Annotated in this window: 16 protein-coding genes and 1 pseudogene; 9 read left to right on the top strand and 8 right to left on the bottom strand. The window is 72.8% G+C overall.

What is annotated here, in order from left to right; translation table 11 throughout:
• Positions 1–138 precede the first annotated feature (138 nt).
• Entirely contained in the window at positions 139–618 is a 480-nt protein-coding gene (locus ACZ4VF_RS01940) for a universal stress protein (RefSeq protein WP_467922532.1), read from the bottom strand.
• A 348-nt stretch (positions 619–966) separates the two neighbouring features.
• Here ACZ4VF_RS01940 and ACZ4VF_RS01935 point away from each other — a divergent pair, with 348 nt between their 5' ends.
• A complete protein-coding gene (locus ACZ4VF_RS01935; RefSeq protein ID WP_467922530.1) occupies positions 967–1,800 on the top strand; it encodes a polysaccharide deacetylase family protein in 834 nt (277 codons plus the stop codon).
• Between the two features lie 25 nt (positions 1,801–1,825).
• Here ACZ4VF_RS01935 and ACZ4VF_RS01930 read toward each other — a convergent pair whose 3' ends face one another.
• Entirely contained in the window at positions 1,826–2,497 is a 672-nt protein-coding gene (locus ACZ4VF_RS01930; RefSeq protein WP_467922529.1) for a class F sortase, read from the bottom strand.
• Positions 2,498–2,829: 332 nt separating this feature from the next.
• Here ACZ4VF_RS01930 and ACZ4VF_RS01925 point away from each other — a divergent pair, with 332 nt between their 5' ends.
• The gene (locus ACZ4VF_RS01925; protein WP_467922528.1) at positions 2,830–3,741 is read left to right on the top strand and encodes a hypothetical protein; all 912 of its coding nucleotides are present in this window, start codon (positions 2,830–2,832) and stop codon (positions 3,739–3,741) included.
• A gap of 260 nt (positions 3,742–4,001) precedes the next feature.
• On the opposite strand, the pseudogene ACZ4VF_RS01920 reads toward ACZ4VF_RS01925, so the two are convergent.
• Positions 4,002–4,381 (bottom strand): annotated as a pseudogene (locus ACZ4VF_RS01920) (transposase); the annotation flags it as partial.
• A 236-nt stretch (positions 4,382–4,617) separates the two neighbouring features.
• Positions 4,618–5,586, bottom strand: coding sequence for a quinone oxidoreductase family protein (locus ACZ4VF_RS01915; RefSeq protein WP_467922527.1), 969 nt, complete (start codon positions 5,584–5,586; stop codon positions 4,618–4,620).
• Between the two features lie 109 nt (positions 5,587–5,695).
• Between ACZ4VF_RS01915 and ACZ4VF_RS01910 the strand changes: the two genes are divergently transcribed.
• Positions 5,696–6,169 (top strand): MarR family winged helix-turn-helix transcriptional regulator, encoded by a 474-nt coding sequence (locus ACZ4VF_RS01910; RefSeq protein WP_467922526.1) that lies wholly within the window; start codon positions 5,696–5,698, stop codon positions 6,167–6,169.
• An 84-nt stretch (positions 6,170–6,253) separates the two neighbouring features.
• Here ACZ4VF_RS01910 and ACZ4VF_RS01905 read toward each other — a convergent pair whose 3' ends face one another.
• Together ACZ4VF_RS01905 and ACZ4VF_RS01900 are read right to left on the bottom strand one after the other, a co-directional pair.
• Positions 6,254–7,018, bottom strand: a complete 765-nt coding sequence (locus ACZ4VF_RS01905) for a bestrophin-like domain (RefSeq protein WP_467922525.1) — start codon at positions 7,016–7,018, stop codon at positions 6,254–6,256.
• 33 nt (positions 7,019–7,051) lie between these two features.
• Positions 7,052–7,243 (bottom strand): hypothetical protein, encoded by a 192-nt coding sequence (locus ACZ4VF_RS01900; protein WP_467922524.1) that lies wholly within the window; start codon positions 7,241–7,243, stop codon positions 7,052–7,054.
• On the opposite strand from ACZ4VF_RS01900, the gene ACZ4VF_RS01895 reads away from it, so the two are divergent.
• The 4 genes from ACZ4VF_RS01895 (at position 7,233) to ACZ4VF_RS01880 (ending at position 12,086) form a co-directional block, all read left to right on the top strand.
• Positions 7,233–7,490: a hypothetical protein gene (locus ACZ4VF_RS01895; RefSeq protein WP_467922523.1), complete on the top strand. Its 258-nt coding sequence runs from the start codon at positions 7,233–7,235 to the stop codon at positions 7,488–7,490. The two genes, ACZ4VF_RS01900 and ACZ4VF_RS01895, sit on opposite strands and share 11 nt — an antisense overlap.
• A gap of 405 nt (positions 7,491–7,895) precedes the next feature.
• A complete protein-coding gene (locus tag ACZ4VF_RS01890; RefSeq protein ID WP_467923746.1) occupies positions 7,896–8,861 on the top strand; it encodes an SCO0930 family lipoprotein in 966 nt (321 codons plus the stop codon).
• A gap of 271 nt (positions 8,862–9,132) precedes the next feature.
• Positions 9,133–9,945, top strand: a complete 813-nt coding sequence (locus tag ACZ4VF_RS01885; RefSeq protein WP_467922522.1) for an SAM-dependent methyltransferase — start codon at positions 9,133–9,135, stop codon at positions 9,943–9,945.
• Positions 9,942–12,086 (top strand): putative bifunctional diguanylate cyclase/phosphodiesterase, encoded by a 2,145-nt coding sequence (locus tag ACZ4VF_RS01880; RefSeq protein ID WP_467922521.1) that lies wholly within the window; start codon positions 9,942–9,944, stop codon positions 12,084–12,086. The genes ACZ4VF_RS01885 and ACZ4VF_RS01880 overlap by 4 nt, the downstream gene beginning before the upstream one ends.
• Here ACZ4VF_RS01880 and ACZ4VF_RS01875 read toward each other — a convergent pair.
• Positions 12,023–12,934: a LysR family transcriptional regulator gene (locus ACZ4VF_RS01875; RefSeq protein WP_467922520.1), complete on the bottom strand. Its 912-nt coding sequence runs from the start codon at positions 12,932–12,934 to the stop codon at positions 12,023–12,025. The genes ACZ4VF_RS01880 and ACZ4VF_RS01875 overlap by 64 nt on opposite strands.
• Positions 12,935–13,077: 143 nt before the next feature.
• Here ACZ4VF_RS01875 and ACZ4VF_RS01870 point away from each other — a divergent pair, with 143 nt between their 5' ends.
• Positions 13,078–13,968: an NAD(P)H-binding protein gene (locus ACZ4VF_RS01870; protein WP_467922517.1), complete on the top strand. Its 891-nt coding sequence runs from the start codon at positions 13,078–13,080 to the stop codon at positions 13,966–13,968.
• 984 nt (positions 13,969–14,952) lie between these two features.
• On the opposite strand, the gene ACZ4VF_RS01865 is transcribed toward ACZ4VF_RS01870, so the two are convergent.
• Complete coding sequence (locus ACZ4VF_RS01865) at positions 14,953–15,837, bottom strand: LysR family transcriptional regulator (RefSeq protein WP_467922516.1); 885 nt, start codon at positions 15,835–15,837, stop codon at positions 14,953–14,955.
• A 119-nt stretch (positions 15,838–15,956) separates the two neighbouring features.
• Between ACZ4VF_RS01865 and ACZ4VF_RS01860 the strand changes: the two genes are divergently transcribed.
• A complete protein-coding gene (locus ACZ4VF_RS01860) occupies positions 15,957–16,628 on the top strand; it encodes a succinate dehydrogenase (protein ID WP_467923745.1) in 672 nt (223 codons plus the stop codon).

Below are 16,628 nucleotides of genomic sequence, written 5' to 3'. Positions count from 1 at the left end.
CGTCTCACCTCTTCGCCCACGGCAACGGCTGACGGCCGATCATGATGTCTCAGGGCCGCCGCCCAGGGAAGACGCCACGCACGGCCGGCCCCGGGGTCCGGTGCCCGCTGCCGGCCGTCCCGCCGCCGCTGTGGCGCCCTACGGCACGACCGTCACCGGCCAGCGTCCCGCCTTCACCAGGCGTACCGCCACCGAGCCGATGATCCGGTGCCCGGCCTGCTCCGAGGCGCCCACCACCACCGCGTCCGCCTTCAGCTCGTCCGCCGCCTGCACCAGCCCGCTGTAGGGGTCCCCGCGGAAGGTGTGGAACTCCCAGCGCACCTCGAAGATCCCCCTGAGCCGCTCGGCCGCCTCCCGGATCTGCGCGACCAGGTCCTCGGCGATCTCGTCGGTGGTCTCCGCCACCGGCGCCCCGAGGGCCGCCCCCGCCGCGAGCACCGGCTGCACGTACACGACCGCCAGCAGCGCGTGCTGGCGCCGGGCCAGCCCGCTCGCGTACGCGGCGGCGCGCATCGAGGAGTCGGAGCCGTCCACGCCGACCAGGATGACCTTCGGTCCGTCCCTGCCCCGTTCGAACCGGTGGGAGTGCTGCTCGTGCTGCTCGTGCTGTTCCGTCACGGCCGTGAGGCTATCGGAACCGGCGGTTCCCCCGGCTGTCCGGGCCCGCCCACCTGATGCACCGTGACCGGAACCGCGGGACATGTGGAGTTCGTGGAGTTCATGGACGCCGAGAGGGCACCCGGAGACCGGACGGCGGCCCGCCGGCACGACGGGCCCGCCGTCCGTGCCGGTGTCCGGCCTCGCCGGAGGGGACGGGGCCGGGCCCGAGCGAGCACGGGGCCGGAACCCTGAGCCGGCCCCGTCTCCTCGCCCGGACCCGCGTCCACTCCGCTGTCCGGGTGCATTCCCGCAGCGCCACCGGTGTCGTTGGGACGCGCCGGAGCCCGGCGGGGCGACTGATGGGGCATGCAGAAGGATCAGTTGTTCACGCGCCGCCGGATGCTCCTCGCCGGCGGGGCCGCCCTGGGAGCCGCGGGCACCGCCGGAGTCGTCCTGGCCGGCACCGAGGAGACCGCCCGGACCGCGGCGGCGCCCGTCGCCGGCCCGCAGGCCCGCCAGGCGCTGGCGCCCTCCGCCTTCCGGCTCCAACCGCTCACCGGGTACGGCCCGCCGCGCGCCGCGCCCCGCAAGCTGAAGGTGCGCGAGGAGCCCATCCTGCAGATCTCCGGGCGCGGCCGGCGCATGGTGCTGACCTTCGACGACGGCCCCCACCCGGAGTACACCCCGCACATCCTGGACACCCTCGCCCGCTACGGCGTACGGGCGATGTTCTTCGTCTGCGGCGAGTGCGTGGTCGAGAACAAGGAACTGCTGGCCCGGATGGCCGACGAGGGGCATGTCGTCGGCAACCACACCTGGACGCACCCGCTGCTGACCGAACTCGACCGGGGGGAGATCCGCGACGAGATGGAGAGCACCAGCGACGCCATCGAGGACGCGTACGGCGAGCGCCCGCAGTGGTTCCGCGCCCCCTACGGCGCCTGGAACCGCGCCGCCTTCCAACTGGGGGCCGACATGGGGATGGAGCCCATGGCGTGGACCGTGGACACCACCGACTGGATGGAGCCGGGCACCGACACCATCGTGGACCGGATCGAGGAGGGGGCCGCCCCCGGGGTCGTGGTGCTCTCCCACGACGCCGGGGGCGACCGCTCGCAGACCGTGCACGCCATCCGGGAATGGCTGCCCTACCTGATCGACTCCGGATACCGCATCAGCGTGCCGCGCCGGCGCGTGTGACGGTCAGCGTCCCGGCCGCGGCGGTTCAGACCACCGCGGCCAGACGGGCGAAGACGACGACGTTCCCTTCGTAGCCGTTCTGCTTCGAGAATCCGCCGCCGCAGGTGATGACCCGGAGTTCCGGGGTGCCTTTCGAGCCGTACACGCGGTCGCCGGGGAAGTTGTTCTTCGCGAAGACCTCGACGCCGTAGATCTCGAACACCGCGGTCCGCCCGTCCTGACGCAGGACTTCGACCTGGTTGCCCTTCTGCAGCGCACCGAGGCCGTAGAACACGGCGGGGCCCTGTTTGTTGTCGACATGCCCGACGACGACCGCGGTGCCCTTCTCCCCCGGGGAGACGGCGCCGGTGAACCAGCCGGCCAGGTTGGGGTTGTCCGGCGGCGGTGCGGCCACCCAGCCGTCCGCGTCCAGGCCGACCTGCACCACGGGCGCGTCCACCCGGATCGCCGGGATCCGCACCCGCTGCACGGGGGAGAAGGGCAGCGCGGCGGGCGCGGGCGCGAGGGAGCCCGGGGTGGCGCGGGTGTCCGGGGCCGCCGCGGAGGCGGGCTGCGGCGGGCCGACGTCGAACTCCCCGGAACCGTTCCTGATGAGCGCCAGGCCGGACAGGAGGGCAAGCGCTATGACGCCCCACGGGGCGCGTTTCCTCCGCCGCGCTTCCTCCTCGGCAAGCTCGGACAGCTTGGACGCAGACATTCGCCATCCCCTCTCGACGCGGTCGTCCCCACGTCCGTCGCGCATGGGAAAACGCTAAATCCCGTGCGGGCCGGGGGCGACGGGATGATCGGCGAACGGGTGGCGGGCCGCCCGTCCGGTGAGCCATCCGAGTTGCCGTTCCCAGGAATTTTCTGACGGTCCGTGACCTGCGGCAATATCAGATTGTGTGGTTGTCCGTCGGCGTGTCGGATCACCGGGACGGACCATTCTCGACATGCGGGCGTGTTCCGCGCGTCCGAGGGTCTTGCCTGGGAGGTGTTCCTCGCCGATCCACCGGGGACGGGCCCCGGTGACCTCCCGCGGAGGATCACATGCGCAACCAACGTGCCCTGGCGGCGGCGTGCACCACAGTCGCCGTGCTCGGGCTCGCCGCCCCGGTGGCCGTCGCGGACGGCATGGGCAACGGGGGCGGACCGAGCGGCACCGACAACACCACCGTCATCGTCCCCGGCACCGGCAACATCGGCACCTTCAGCGGGAACGGCGTCTTCCCGGGGAACGGCAATGTCAACGGGAACGGCCACTTCAACGGCAATGGCAATGGCAATGGCAACGGCAACGGGAACTTCAACGGCAACGGGAACTTCAACGGCAACGGCAACGGGAACGGCCGCGGGGGCGAGGGCTTCGGGAACGGCAACGGCAACGGCCGCGGAGGCAACGGCAACGGCCGGGGCGAGGGGAACGGCCGCGGCGAAGGGAACGGCCGCGGCGAGGGGAACGGCCGGGGCGAGGGGAACGGCCGCGGGGGTGAAGGCGGCGACCGGGGCGGCGACTTCGGCCGCGAGAACGGACGCGGTGGTGAGGGCGAGGGCCACGGTGACGGTGTGAACTCCCGCGACATCTTCGTCACGCCCGACGTCCTGCCCGCCGGAGGCCGCCTCACCATCATCGTCAACGGCTGCACGTCCGGTACGGCGAGTTCCGACGCGTTCGGCACCATCCGGCTGGAGCCGTTCCGTGACGACACCGCGCGGGGTGTCGCCATCGTCGACCGCGACGCCCGCCGCGGCCGGTACGACGTCACCGTGCGCTGCGACGGCCGTACCCTGACCCGCCGGGACGCCTTCACCGTGCTCGGCGGTGTCAACGGCGGCATCGGCGGAAGCAGGACCACCGGAGCCACGCCGGCCGACGTGGCCATCGGCGGTGGCCTGGTGACCGCGGCCCTGGTCGGCGGTGGGGCCTTCTGGCTGCGTCGCCGGAACGAGAAGCGCGCCTGAGCGCCCCGGCAGGCCGCCGGGGCCACCGGAGCCGCCCCCGCGCCCGAGCCCTCGCACAGCGACAGGCCTTCGCCCCGACTCCGCACGGAGACGGGGGCGAAGGCCTGTCGTGACCCTCTCCTTCGGATCAGGCCGGCTCCGGGCGACGCTGCCTGTCGGCCAGCCTGGGCGGGGTCTGCTGCGTGCGGCTGCAAGGCGGAGGAGGGCGTCCGGCCCTGGCCCCGCCCCACCGGGCCGGCGCCCCGGCGGTACGGCCGCTGCTTGAGCTTGTTGATGCACCGCTCAACGGTGTTCCGCTGCTTGTAGGCCTCACGGTCGAAGGCCGGCGGGCGGCCGCGGCGGCGGCCGAGGCGCATTGCGGTTGGCGGCCTGGTCGGCGGGGTCCGGGATCACCGCCCGGATCCCACACCGCCGTAGATGCCGCCGGATCGCCCGGGAGGAACAGGCCTTGTCGGTCAGCATCACATCCGGGGTGACTCGGGGACGGCCGATCGGCCGGGCACCCGTAGGCGGGCCATGATCGCTCGAATGCGGGTGCGTCACCGGCTTGCCCAGGCGTGATGACGAAGGCCAGCGGGCGGCAACGGCCGTCGGCGGCGAGATGAACCTCGGTGGTCAGTCCGCCGCGGGACCGGCCGAGGGCATGGTCGGCCGGCTCGTCGGCCGGGGCCCGACCCGAGGTATTCGGGCAGGTCCATCCACGGCGTGCCGGTGCGGTATTGAACGCAGTCGCGTCGATCACCTGCCGGTGATCGCGTCACCGTCCACCCCGCTGCGGCGTCCGGTCCGGTCCGGCAACAACGGCTCGATACGGGCCCACTGGGCGTCAGTCAACGACACACATCACCCAACGATCCGATGATCTGAAGGACACGCCTAGGCCAGGTGCGGCGCGACGCGCAGGATGCTCTTGCCGTGCGTCCTTCCTTCGGCGAGCCGGTCCAGAGCCGCGTCCAGGTCGGCCATCTCGTACTCGGCGGTGACGTCCGGCCGGATGCGGCCCTCGGTCACGGCTCGCAGGGCGTGCCGGGCGCTGTCGGCGAGCCGTTCCGGGTGGGTCCGGCTGAGCAGGTCGCTGTTGTAGGACAGGGCGGACCGGCCGTTCATCAGCAGCTGGTCGGTGTCGAGAGCCACGGGCGCCGCCCCGGACAGGGCGCCGTACATCGCTAGCCTGCCGTGCCGCGCCAGCCGTTGCGCACTCGCCAGGCGGGTGGGGCCGCCGACCGGGTCGAGGACGACGTCGAACGCCTCTTCCTCGCCGAAGCCGTCCCCGTCAGTGAACTCCGCCCGCGTGATCAGCCGGTCGTAGCCGAACCGGGCCGCGTAGGCGGCCCGTTCGGTGTCGCCGACCACTCCGACGATCCGGCCGGCTCCGGCGGCCCGGGCGAACTGCGCGGCCATGGTGCCGACGCCGCCGGCCGCCGCGTGGATCAGGACGCGCTCACCCGGCCGCACCCGCGTGACCGTGTGGATCAGGTCGTACGCGGTCGGCGTCGCCCAGCCGAACGCGGCGGCGGTGCGCGGGTCGAGCCCTTCGGCATGGAAGGTGAGCGCGGCCGGCGCGATCACCACCTCGGCGAAGGCGCCCCCACCGGTCAGCGCGGTGACCGGCCGTCCCAGCATCGCCCCGTCGACACCCGGGCCGACGCCGACGACCCGACCCGCGGCCTCGAACCCGGCGACGAAGGGCCGGGGCACGGGGAAGTGGCCGCGGCGCACGAGCACGTCGCCCCACTGGATCCCGGCGTGGCGGACGGCGACGGCGACCTCGCCGGGCCCGGGAACGGGCCGGTCGACCTCGGTAGGGCGGAACCGGTCGTCGGTGTCCAGGACGACAGCCTTCATGACTCTGCTCCAAGTGAATCAGTATGCTGATACAGGCGGGGATGTGGCGACCGTATGTGTCTCAGCATCCTGAGTCAACTAAGAAAGCTGATTCAAAAGGGAGGGGTCGATGGCCGACGCGGCGGCGAACCACGAAGCCGGCATCCCGGCAGAGGACTACCTGTGCAGCCGCATCCGGCGCGCCGAACAGGCTCTGATGGGCCACCACGAGGCCGTCCTGCGCGGCCACGGTCTGACCATGACGCAGTACACCGTGCTGCTGGCGCTCTCGGCGGAACCGGACCTGTCCGGCGCGCAGCTCGCACGGGCCTGCGGCGTCACCCAGCAGACCATGGCCACCGTCCTGACCGGCCTCCAAAGGAAGGACCTCGTCGCCCGTACGGCGTCACCGGCCCACGCCAAGGTCCTCCTCACGTCCCTGACCGAGCGGGGCCGCGCCGTGCTGGACCGCGCCTACCATGAGGTCACCGTCCTCGAACGCGCCCTCACCGATGCCTTCGAGCCCGAGGAGCACGCCGCCCTCTGCGCCCTGCTGGAGCGCGCCACCAGCGTGCTGGCCCAGCAGACCCCCCGCCGCCGGTAGGCGCCGCCGCGCCTTGCGCCGAGGCGCCGATCCCCCGACCGCTGGGCCCGGTGCCTCGGGGCGGCAAGATCCGAAAGGGACGGTCTAGCCTCCCGCGCCCGGGAACAGGCTCAGGAAGGGTTCCGCGGTCACCGCGATGCCCCGGCTGTAGGGCGCGTCGAAGTCCCAGATGAGGAACAGCATGAAGGCGATGGTCGCGGAGAACAGCCCGGCCAGGACCAGTTCGCGTCCGGTGCGCCGGATCTGGAGCGCGAACACCATGCCGATGGTGATCAGCGCCCCGGTGAGCAGCCCCCACCACACCACCGGCGGCATGGTGGCCCCGGTGGAGTCGGCCCGCGCGTTGCGAGCCTGGTCGGCGGTGGCGAGCTGGTCCAGCAGCGGCTGGTAGGCCTGTGCCTCGAAGTCGTTCTTCGGACGGTAGTCGGTGACGTCCGCCCGGACCTGCCGCAGCAGTTCGGTGCCGCGGTCCGTGACGCGCTCCTCGTGCGCCATCGTCCGCCACTCGGAGTGGACGACGTACGCGACGTAGGCGTTCACGTCCGCGCGGATGCCGTCCCGGACGTCCGGCGGGTAGACCCGGACCCGCTCCGAGATCTCGTGCAGCGCCTGGGCCTCGGTCTGCACGTAGTCCTGGGCGGCGTTGCGGGCCTCCCACACGCCCGCGATGGCCAGGCCCAGCACGATGGCGTAGATGACGCCGATCCACATCGTCATGTACTCGATGACGTCCGGGGTCTCGCTCGGATCCTCGTCCTCGGCGGCCGTCCGGTGCCGTAGCAGCGTGATGACCACCACCACGGCACAGGCCCCCAGCATCGCGAGGACGAGAACAAGCCAATCCGACAACAGGTGCCTCCAAGGGGTGAGCGGGCCGGCGCGTCAGCGCGGGCGCAGCGCCGCGACGGCGACGATCGCGGGGACGGTGATGAGCAGGACGTAGGTGACGGGCTTGGTGCGGCCGCGCTGCGGGTGGCTGATGGTGTGGGGGTGGTACGCCGGGTAGCCCACCGGGGCCGCGGCGGGCCGCGGGGTGGGTTTGGGCTTCGGCTTGGGTGTGGGCTTGGGCGCCACCGGCGTGGGCGTCGGCCGGGGCGCGGGGGGCGGCGGAGCGGGCCGGGCGGGCGGCCTCGGCGTGGGTGTGGGCTTCGGGCGGGGCGTGGGGGTCGGCTTCGGCGTCGGCCTGGGTGTGGGCGTCGGCTTCGGAGGCGGTGTCGGGGTCGGGGTCGGCGTCGGTGTGGGCGTCGGTGTGGGCGGACACGGCGGCGGGGGCGGCGGCTTCGGGCAGGGCGGGTCGGGCCAGTGGTGGCCGCCGGCGTAGGCCACCGCCACCGTGCCGTCCGGTCCCGTCGAGGCGAACGCGCAGGCGTCGGCCGACGCGGTGCCGGCCGGACAGCCCACCAGGGCCCAGGTCAGCGTCAACAGGGCCACGGCCCTCGTGGCGGGCGCGCATCGGGTCACTTCGGGTCCATGCACGACGCAGATCATGAGGCGTGGACGGCCGCCGTGCGCCGTAGTGCGCCGAGATTGCTCCGAACGAGGGAGAAGGCGCGGTCGGAGGTTTGACGAGCGGACGAGGCCGCGCCGGCGCGCCGCGCCCCGTCACGGGGTCCGGAAAGAAATTCCGGACGCCGTTGAACGCGCCGGCCCCCCCGCTGCGTACCCATGGCCGTGCGGCGGCGCAGCAGGGCGCTGCAATATCCAGGCGATAATGGGGAGTTTGACGATGAAGACCTCCTGGCGGACCGCCTCACTGGTGGCCACAGCCGCTTCGGTGCTGGCGCTGACGACGGCGTGCGGTCAGGACAACACCACCACTCCCGCCTCGGCGGCCCAGAACGTCGGGGCCACGGCCGCGGCCGGCGACTACGGCAACCCGGGCAGCGGCACCCAGACCGGCGCGGGCAACGGGTACGGCGCCGACGGCAACCAGGCCTCCGCCTCCGCGGCGCCGGCCACCCCCGCGGGCAAGCTCTCCGTGGCAAGCAACCCCGAACTGGGGAACGTGCTGACCGACGGCTCCGGCCTCACCCTCTACCGGTTCGACAAGGACACCGCCAACCCGCCCAAGTCCAACTGCGCCGGCGACTGCGCCACCACCTGGCCGCCGGTCCCCGCCGACGACGCCACCGCCGGCGCCGGCATCGACAAGGCGCTGCTCGGCGAGGTCACACGGGCCGACGGCTCCAAGCAGCTCACCATCGGCGGCTGGCCCGCCTACCGCTACGCCAAGGACGTCAACGCCGGGGACGTCAACGGCCAGGGTGTGGGCGGCAAGTGGTTCGCCCTCGCCCCCTCCGGGAAGAAGGCCAAGCTGTCCGACCTGCCCGGTCTGTCCGTCCGCAAGGACCCCAAGCTGGGTGACGTCATCGTCGACAAGAACGGCATGACGGTCTACCGCTTCCTGAAGGACCAGGCCTGGCCGAAGCCCGTCTCCCACTGCACCGGGGCCTGCCTGGAGAAGTGGCCGGCCGTCGGACCGGTCAACGCCGACGACACCGAGGGCGTGAAGAAGAAGGGCCTGATGTCCTTCTCCCGTCCCGACGGCGTCAAGCAGATGACGGTCAACTGCTGGCCGATCTACACCTTCTCCGGGGACAAGGCCCCCGGCGACACCAACGGTCAGGGCGTGGGCGGCACCTGGTACGCCGTCTCGCCCGACGGAAAGCCGGTCGGCGCGCCGGGCAAGTAGATCACCTCCCCAGGTCGATCGCCCCGCCCCCGCCCGACGCGCGGCCGAAGATCCGCCCCCTCCGCACCGCACGGAGGGGGCGGATCGTCGTGTGCGCTGGGCGCGCCCGGCCGCCCGGCCGTCACACAGCGGGGTGATACGGGCACTTGCCGCAGGCAGTGACCGGGAACGGACGGTCAATTTCCGGTTCAGGTCGCTCCGTTGGCGGGCGATCAGTAGCCTCAGCTCGAACACCGGATCGCCTACACCTGTCCACGCCTTGGAGAGTCACATGGAGCGTCCCGCCTGGGCCCCACGGAGCATCGACATCTCGGTGCCCAGCGTCTCGCGGATCTACGACTACTACCTGGGCGGTTCGCACAACTTCGAGGTCGACCGGGAAGCGGCCCGCAAGGCGATGGAGTTCATGCCGGGCCTGCCGAAGATCATGCAGGCCAACCGGGCGTTCATGCGCCGGGCCGTGCGCTTCGCGGCCGACGAGGGCATCACCCAGTTCCTCGACATCGGCTCCGGCATCCCGACCTTCGGCAACGTCCACGAGGTGGCGCAGAAGGCCGTACCGGGCGCCCGTGTCGTCTACGTCGACCACGACCCGGTGGCGGTGGCCCACAGCCAGGCCGTACTGGCGGGCAACGACGACGCCGACGTGGTCGCGGCCGACCTCCGCAAGCCGCACGAGATCCTCGCGAGCCCCCGGCTGGAGCGGCTGATCGACCTGAATCGGCCAGTGGCCCTGCTCCTCGTTGCCATACTGCACTTCGTGGAAGACGCGGACGACCCGTACGGTGCGGTGGCCGAGCTGCGCAAGGCGCTCGCGCCCGGCAGCCTGCTGATCCTCACCCATGCCTCGTACGAGGGAATCCCGCTGCCCGCCGAGCGGGCCGAGGGCGCGGTGGACGTGTACAAGGACATTCGCAACCCGCTGATCATGCGCTCGCGCGACGAGATCGCGCGGTTCTTCGAGGGGTACGACATGGTGGAACCCGGACTGGTGCCGATGCCGCGCTGGCGGCCGGAATCGGCACCGGAGGACGAGGATCCGTATGCCTTCTCCGGATTCGCCGGCGTGGGGCGTACGGCGTGAGCGCGGAACCGGACGGGCCGGAGGACAGACTGCGCCGGCTGACGACGATCTGGAGCCGGGCCCTCTTCCCGGTGACCTCCACGTCGCTGACCCGCGCCGAGTTCGAGGAGCAACTCCGGCCCCTCGCCGATCGGTTGAGCGAGCTGCTGCGCGCCCGCAGTTTCGACGCGGACGCGGCGAAGGCCGTGGGCGCCGCCCTGGTCGGGGCGCACTGCACCGACCCCGAGGCCCTCGCCCGCACCCTGGACTGCGTGGACGCCTACCTCGTCCTGTACTGCGGCGAGGACGGCCCGCAGGACGAACTGCGCATGCGCTCCTCGCGCTTGCAGCACGCGATGGCCGCCGGCTACGCCCAGGCGCTGCGCGAGCGCACCCTCGCCGAGCAGCAGGCCATCGCCCAGGCCGCGTTGCGGGCCCAGGGCGTGGTGGCCCAAGCGCTGCACGCGAGCGAGGCCCGCTTCCGCGCGGTCTTCGAAGGCGCCGCGATAGGAATCGGCATCGCTGACCTCGACGGCAACATCCTCCAGGTCAACGAGGCGCTGCTGCGCATGTTCGGCCTCTCCGAGCAGTCCCTGCGCGGCCGGCGCGTCCAGGACTGGGTGCACCCCGAGGACGCCCCGCAGACCTGGCGGCTCTACGACGAACTCGTGCGCGGCGAGCGTGAGCACTACCACGTGGAGAAGGCCTTCAACCGCACCGACGGCACGGTCCTGTGGACCAACCTGACGGTCTCCCTGCTGCGGGACGCCGACGGCACCCCGCAGTACCAGCTCGCGCTGATGGAGGACACCACCGAGCGCCGCCTGCTCAACCTCCGGCTGCGCTACGAGGCCACGCACGACGCCCTCACCGGCCTGCCCAACCGTTCCCTGTTCTTCGAGCGGCTGGAGAAGGCCCTGAACGCGGGCGAGGGCCAGCGCTTCGGCCTGTGCTACCTCGACCTGGACGGCTTCAAGACGGTCAACGACAGCCTCGGCCACGCCGCCGGCGACCGGCTGCTGGTGGAGGTCGCCGACCGGCTCCAGTCCTGCGCGACCGCGCCCGGCGAGATGGTCGCCCGGCTCGGCGGTGACGAGTTCGTGGCCCTGACCACCGGCCCCGGCACCGAACGCAAGGTGGACGAACTCGCCGAACGCATCATGAACGCGCTGGTCACCCCGATCAGCATCGACGGCCGTGACCTCATGGTGCGCGGCAGCCTCGGCATCGTGGAGGGCCCGGCCGGCGAGCGCACCGCGGCGGAGGTGCTGCGCAGCGCCGACATCACCATGTACCGGGCCAAGTCGGCCGGCGGCAACCGCTCCGAACTCGCCGACCCCGAGGCCGACGCCCGCGCGATCACCCGCCACGGCCTGACCACGGCCCTGCCGACGGCCCTGGAACGCGGCGAGTTCTTCATCGAGTACCAGCCCCTGGTCCACCTCGGCGACGGCAGCGTACGCGGTGCCGAGGCCCTGGTGCGCTGGCTCCACCCGCAGCACGGCGTCCTCGGACCCGACCGCTTCATCCCGCTCGCCGAGCACACCGGACTGATCGTGCCGCTCGGCCGCTGGGTCCTGGAGGAGTCGATCCGCCAGGCCCGCGCCTGGCGCGAGCGCCACGGCGAGGAGACCGCCGCCGGTCCGCTGCGCATCAACGTCAACCTGTCCCCGTGCCAGCTCAGCCACCCCGGCCTGGTGCAGGACACGGTCGACATCCTCGAACGCTCGGGTGTCACCCCGGACGCCCTCTGCCTGGAGGTCACCGAGTCCGCGCTCATCGGCGCCGACGACGACCTACTCAAACCCCTGCGCCGGCTGGCCGAGATGGGCGTCGACATCGCCCTGGACGACTTCGGCACCGGCTACTCCAACCTCGCCAACCTGCGCCGCCTGCCGGTGAGCGTCCTCAAGCTCGACCGCTCCTTCACCCAGGGCATGCAGCAGTTCCCGGCCGACCCCGTCGACCTCAAGATCGTGGAGGGCATCGTCACGCTGGCCCACAGCCTCGATCTCGCGGTCACCGTCGAGGGCGTGGAGACCGGCGCCCAGGCCGAGCAACTGCGGATACTGGGCTGCGACACGGCCCAGGGCTGGTACTACGCCCGTCCGGGCCCGCCGGAGAGGCTCCACGACCTGGCCCTGGTGGACGCCACGGGCTGAGCCGCGCCGTCGTGTCCCTCCCTGGCGGTCGCGGCCACGGCGGCGGCCGCCCGGACGAGTGCCGCGGTGGCGGTGGAGCGGGACTGCTGCGGCCAGGCGATCGCCAGCAGCGAGGGCGGCGCGTCCGGGACGGGCCGGTAGACGACGCCCGGACGCGGATAGCGGTCGGCGACGGACGCCGGCAGCACGGTGACCAGTTCGCCCAGGGCGACACGGGTGAGCACCTGGGCGAGATCGCGGCTCTCGCGACGCGTCTCCTCCAGGAACCGGTGCAGGTCCCCGGGGCGCAGCCCCAGATCGGCGAGCAGGACCCGGTCGCGGGCGGCGAGCGGGTGCGCCGCGCCGAGCACCGCGACCCGCGGCTCGGCGACCAGGGTCTCGCTGTCCAGGCCGGTGCGGTCGAAGGGTTCGTGGACCAGCGCGGCGTCGGCCTCGCCGCGGCGCAGCATTGGCGGCTGCTCCAGCCAGTCGCACAGCCGGACCGTCACCGGTACGGCGGCGGGGTCGGTGGCGTAGCGCTCCAGGACCGGCTCCAGCAGGCCCGCGTCGCCGTCGGCCTTGACCGCCAGGACCAGCGTCCGGTCAGGGCCCGCCGTGCGCCGGGCCCGCCGGCCGGCCGCCTCCAGGGCGTCCAGCGCGAACCGCCCCTCCGCGAGGAGCACCTCGCCCGCCGGGGTCAACGCGACGCTGTGCGTGGTCCGTTCGAAGAGGGTGACCCCGAGATCGGTCTCCAGCCGGCGGATCGCCCGGGACAGGGGCGGGGCGGAGATGCCGAGGCGTTCGGCCGCGCGGGCGAAGTTGAGTTCCTCGGCGACGGCGACGAAGTAGCGCAGCGGGCGGGACTCCACGGCTTCGCCCTCCTTTCGGCAGCTGCCCTAAAGGGCCGGTATTACCCTCAGGGTAACAACCCGGAGCGAAGCGGTCCTTCAGTTGCGGGAGGCCGGACGGCAGGCTCGACCACGCCCGATTCCCCATGTGCCAGGAGCCTTCCATGATCCTCGTCACCACCCCGACCGGCCAGATCGGCAGCCGGGTCCTCGACTCCCTCCTCGACGCCGGGGACGCGGCGGGGGAGATCCGCGTGATCGTCCGGGACCCCGCCCGCCTGTCCCCGCGCGTACGCGCCCGCGTCGAGACCTTCAGCGGCTCGCACGCCGACCCCGACGTCACCGCCAAGGCGTGCGCGGGCGTCGACCGCGTCTTCTGGCTGGTGCCGCCGGCGCCCACCGCCCCCAGCCTCGAGGGGCACTTCCGCGCCTTCGGCCGGCCCCTGATCGACGCGATCCGCACCGAGGGCGTCGAGCGGGTCGTCGGTGTGTCCACCCTGGGCCGCGGCGTCGCCCGGAACGCCGGGCAGATCTCGGCGTCGCTGGCCATGGACGAGGAGATCCGGGCCACCGGCGTCCACCACCGCGCGCTGTGCCCGCCGTACCTCATGGAGAACCTGCTCCACCAGGTTGCGGCGATCCGCGACAGCGGTGTGATCACCATGGCGACGTACGGCGACCGGGTACTGCGCACCTGCACCACCCGTGACATCGGCGCCGTGGCGGCACGGCTGCTGCTCGACGGCACCTGGACCGGCCAGGAGGACGTCCCGACGGTCGGTCCCGACGCCCTGACACCCGAGGACATGGCGCGCGTGGTGTCCGAGGTGCTGGACCGTCCGGTCCGGTTCCGGCGGCTCGGCGAGGCGGAGTACAAGGCGACGCTGCTGCGGCACGGCGCGAGCGAGGACTGGGCGCGCGGCGTGACCGACCTCGCGTCCGCGACGGCCGAGCAGGGTTTCTACGGCAGCACGGCCCCCTCCACCCCCGAGACCGCGCCCACGCCCTTCCGCCGCTGGTGCGAGGAGGTGCTCAAGCCGGCCGTCCTCACCTGACCGGCACCACCGCCGGCTCCGCCGGCTCCGCCGGCACCGTCTGCGGGTCTGCCGGTAGCGTCCGTGGCTCTGGCGGTGCCGCCCGCTGTTCCGCCGGGGTCGCCTGGGGTCTGCCGGTGCCGCAGGCGGTTCCGCCGGTACCGTCCACGGTTCTGGCGGTGCCGTCTGCTGTTCGGCCGGGGTGGCCTGGGGGTCTGCCGGGAGCGTCCGTGGCTCTGGCGGTGCCGTCCACGGCTCCGCTGGGGTCGCCCCGCGGTTCCCCCGGGGTCGCCTGTGACTTCGTCGGCGCCGTCTGCGGCTCGACCGGTGCCGTTCGCGGCTCTGGCGGTGGCGCCCGCTGTTCCGCCGGGATCGCCTGGGGCCTGCCGGTGCCGCAGGCGGTTCCGCCGGTTCCGTCCGCGGCTCTGGCGGTGCCGTCTGCTGTTCGGCCGGGGTTGCCTGGGGGTCTGCCGGTAGCGTCCGTGGCTCCGCCGGTGGCGCCCCGCGGTTCCGCCGGGGTCGCCTGTGACTTCGTCGGCGCCGTCTGCGGCTCGACCGGTACCGTTCGCGGCTCTGGCGGTGGCGCCCGCTGTTCCGCCGGGATCGCCTGGGGCCTGCCGGTGCCGCAGGCGGTTCCGCCGGTACCGTCCACGGTTCTGGCGGTGCCGTCTGCTGTTCCGCCGGGGTTGCCTGGGGGTCTGCCGGTAGCGTCCGTGGCTCTGGCGGTACCGTCCACGGCTCCGCCGGTGCCGACCGCCGTACCGCCTGGGTCGCCTGTGACTCCGTCGGCGCCACCTGCGGCTCGGCCGGTACCGTCTGCGGCTCTGGCGGTGCCGTCTGCCGTTCCGCCGGGATCGCCCGTGACTCCGCCAGCGCCCGACATGGCTCGGCCGGTATCCTCCGTGGCTCTGGCGGTGCCGTCTGCCGTTCCGCCGGGATCGCCTGTGACTCCGCTGGCGCCGTCCATGGCTCCGCCGGTGCCGTCCGCGGCTTCGTCCGTGGCGCCTACCGTTCCAGCAGCATCCGCTGCAGTTCCCGGGCGGCCCGGGGCGGAGCCACGTCGCTGCGGTGGGCGAGGGCGATGGTGCGGTGCAGGCCGGGGCGGGCCAGGGCGGTGACGCGTAGTCCGCGGCCCGCCCGGGCGGCGACCATCCGCGGTACGACGGCCACGCCGAGCCCCGCCCGGACGAATCCCAGTACCGCGTCCATCTCGCCGCCCTCGACGGCGAAGTCCGGCTCGAACCCCGCGGAGCGGCACGCCGCGACGGTCAGCTCCCGCAGGTCGTAGCCGTGCCGGAACATCACCATCCGTTCCCCCGCGAGGTCGGGGATCTCCACCGCCCGCCCGCCCCGGCCGGGGGCCGGAGCCTCCGGTGAGGACACCACCACGAGGTCCTCCCGCAGCAGCTCCACCGTCGTCAGCGCGGGCGCCGGAGACGGCAGCGGCAGCACGACGAGCGCGAGGTCGAGCGCGCCGCGTGCCAGCTCCCGCACCAGGTCGTGGGAGCCCCCCTCCTCGATCAGCAGCCGGACCCCCGGATACCGGTCGTGGAAGGCGCGCAGCACATCCGGCAGCAATCCCGTGCACAGGCTCGGCGTCGCCCCCAGCCGGACCCGCCCCCGCCGCAGCTGGACCAGCTCCTGCACCTCCTGCCGTGCGGTGTCCGCGTCGGCCAGGATGCGCCGGGCCAGCGGCAGCAGCGCCTCCCCGGCGTCCGTGAGCGTGATGTTGCCCCGGGCGCGAAGGAAGAGGTCCGCGCCGAGCTCCCGCTCCAGCGCCTTGATCTGCTGGGACAGCGACGGCTGGGCGACATGGACCAGCTCGGCGGCCCGGGTGAAGTGCCGGGCCTCCGCAACGGCCACGAAGTACTGGAGCTGCTGGAACTGCATGGAGCCACGATAGCTTCCGCCTATGGAATCCAGCTGCACCATGTCTTGGACCGATTGGCCTGTTCGGCCCTAGCGTCATTTCCATGGCTCTGGCAACGCGGACGGACCGACGGCCGTCCATGGCGCGCACGATGTGGGACTCCTCCGTCGGCAAGAAGACCGTGATGGCCGTCAGCGGTTTGATCATGCTGCTGTACCTGGTCGCCCACGTCATCGGGAACCTGAAGATCTTCTTCGGCGCGGGGGAGTTCGACCACTACGCCCACTGGCTGCGCACGGTCGGCGAACCCTTCATGCACTACGGGTGGACGCTCTGGCTCGTGCGGATCGTCCTCGTCGTCGCCGTGGTCGCCCACGCCACCTCCGCGTACCAGCTCAGCCGCCGCGACATCAGGGCACGGCCCAGCAAGTACGTGCACAAGAAGCCCGGGGCCGGTTATGCGACCCGCACCATGCGCTGGGGCGGTGTCATCCTCGGCCTGTTCGTCGTCTGGCACGTGCTCGACCTGACCACCGGCACCGCGCACTCCGGCGGCTTCCAGGAGGGCCACCCGTACCAGAACGTCGTGGACACCTTCTCCACCTGGTACGGCAACGTCGTCTACATCGTGGCGATGCTGGCGCTCGGCCTGCACGTCCGGCACGGCTTCTGGAGCGCCGCCCAGACCCTCGGCGTCGGCAGCCGCACCCGCGACCGCGCCCTGAAGACCCTCGCGAACGTCCTCGCGCTGCTGCTCACGGCCGGCTTCGTCGCCGTACCCGTGGGCGTCATGACCGGAGTGGTGAGCTGA

It is taken from the genome of Streptomyces sp. NPDC029151 (assembly GCF_055564315.1).
Note: the sequence above shows the minus strand (reverse complement) of the source record. Positions and strands in the feature narration are given on the sequence as shown.

Excerpts from the sequence above, each read along its gene's own strand:
- ACZ4VF_RS01935 (WP_467922530.1), top strand. The coding sequence starts at position 967 with ATGCAGAAGGATCAGTTGTTCACGCGCCGCCGGATGCTCCTCGCCGGC.
- ACZ4VF_RS01930 (WP_467922529.1), bottom strand. The coding sequence starts at position 2,497 with ATGTCTGCGTCCAAGCTGTCCGAGCTTGCCGAGGAGGAAGCGCGGCGG.
- ACZ4VF_RS01925 (WP_467922528.1), top strand. The coding sequence starts at position 2,830 with ATGCGCAACCAACGTGCCCTGGCGGCGGCGTGCACCACAGTCGCCGTG.
- ACZ4VF_RS01915 (WP_467922527.1), bottom strand. The coding sequence starts at position 5,586 with ATGAAGGCTGTCGTCCTGGACACCGACGACCGGTTCCGCCCTACCGAG.
- ACZ4VF_RS01910 (WP_467922526.1), top strand. The coding sequence starts at position 5,696 with ATGGCCGACGCGGCGGCGAACCACGAAGCCGGCATCCCGGCAGAGGAC.
- ACZ4VF_RS01890 (WP_467923746.1), top strand. The coding sequence starts at position 7,896 with ATGAAGACCTCCTGGCGGACCGCCTCACTGGTGGCCACAGCCGCTTCG.
- ACZ4VF_RS01885 (WP_467922522.1), top strand. The coding sequence starts at position 9,133 with ATGGAGCGTCCCGCCTGGGCCCCACGGAGCATCGACATCTCGGTGCCC.
- ACZ4VF_RS01870 (WP_467922517.1), top strand. The coding sequence starts at position 13,078 with ATGATCCTCGTCACCACCCCGACCGGCCAGATCGGCAGCCGGGTCCTC.
- ACZ4VF_RS01865 (WP_467922516.1), bottom strand. The coding sequence starts at position 15,837 with ATGCAGTTCCAGCAGCTCCAGTACTTCGTGGCCGTTGCGGAGGCCCGG.
- ACZ4VF_RS01860 (WP_467923745.1), top strand. The coding sequence starts at position 15,957 with ATGGCGCGCACGATGTGGGACTCCTCCGTCGGCAAGAAGACCGTGATG.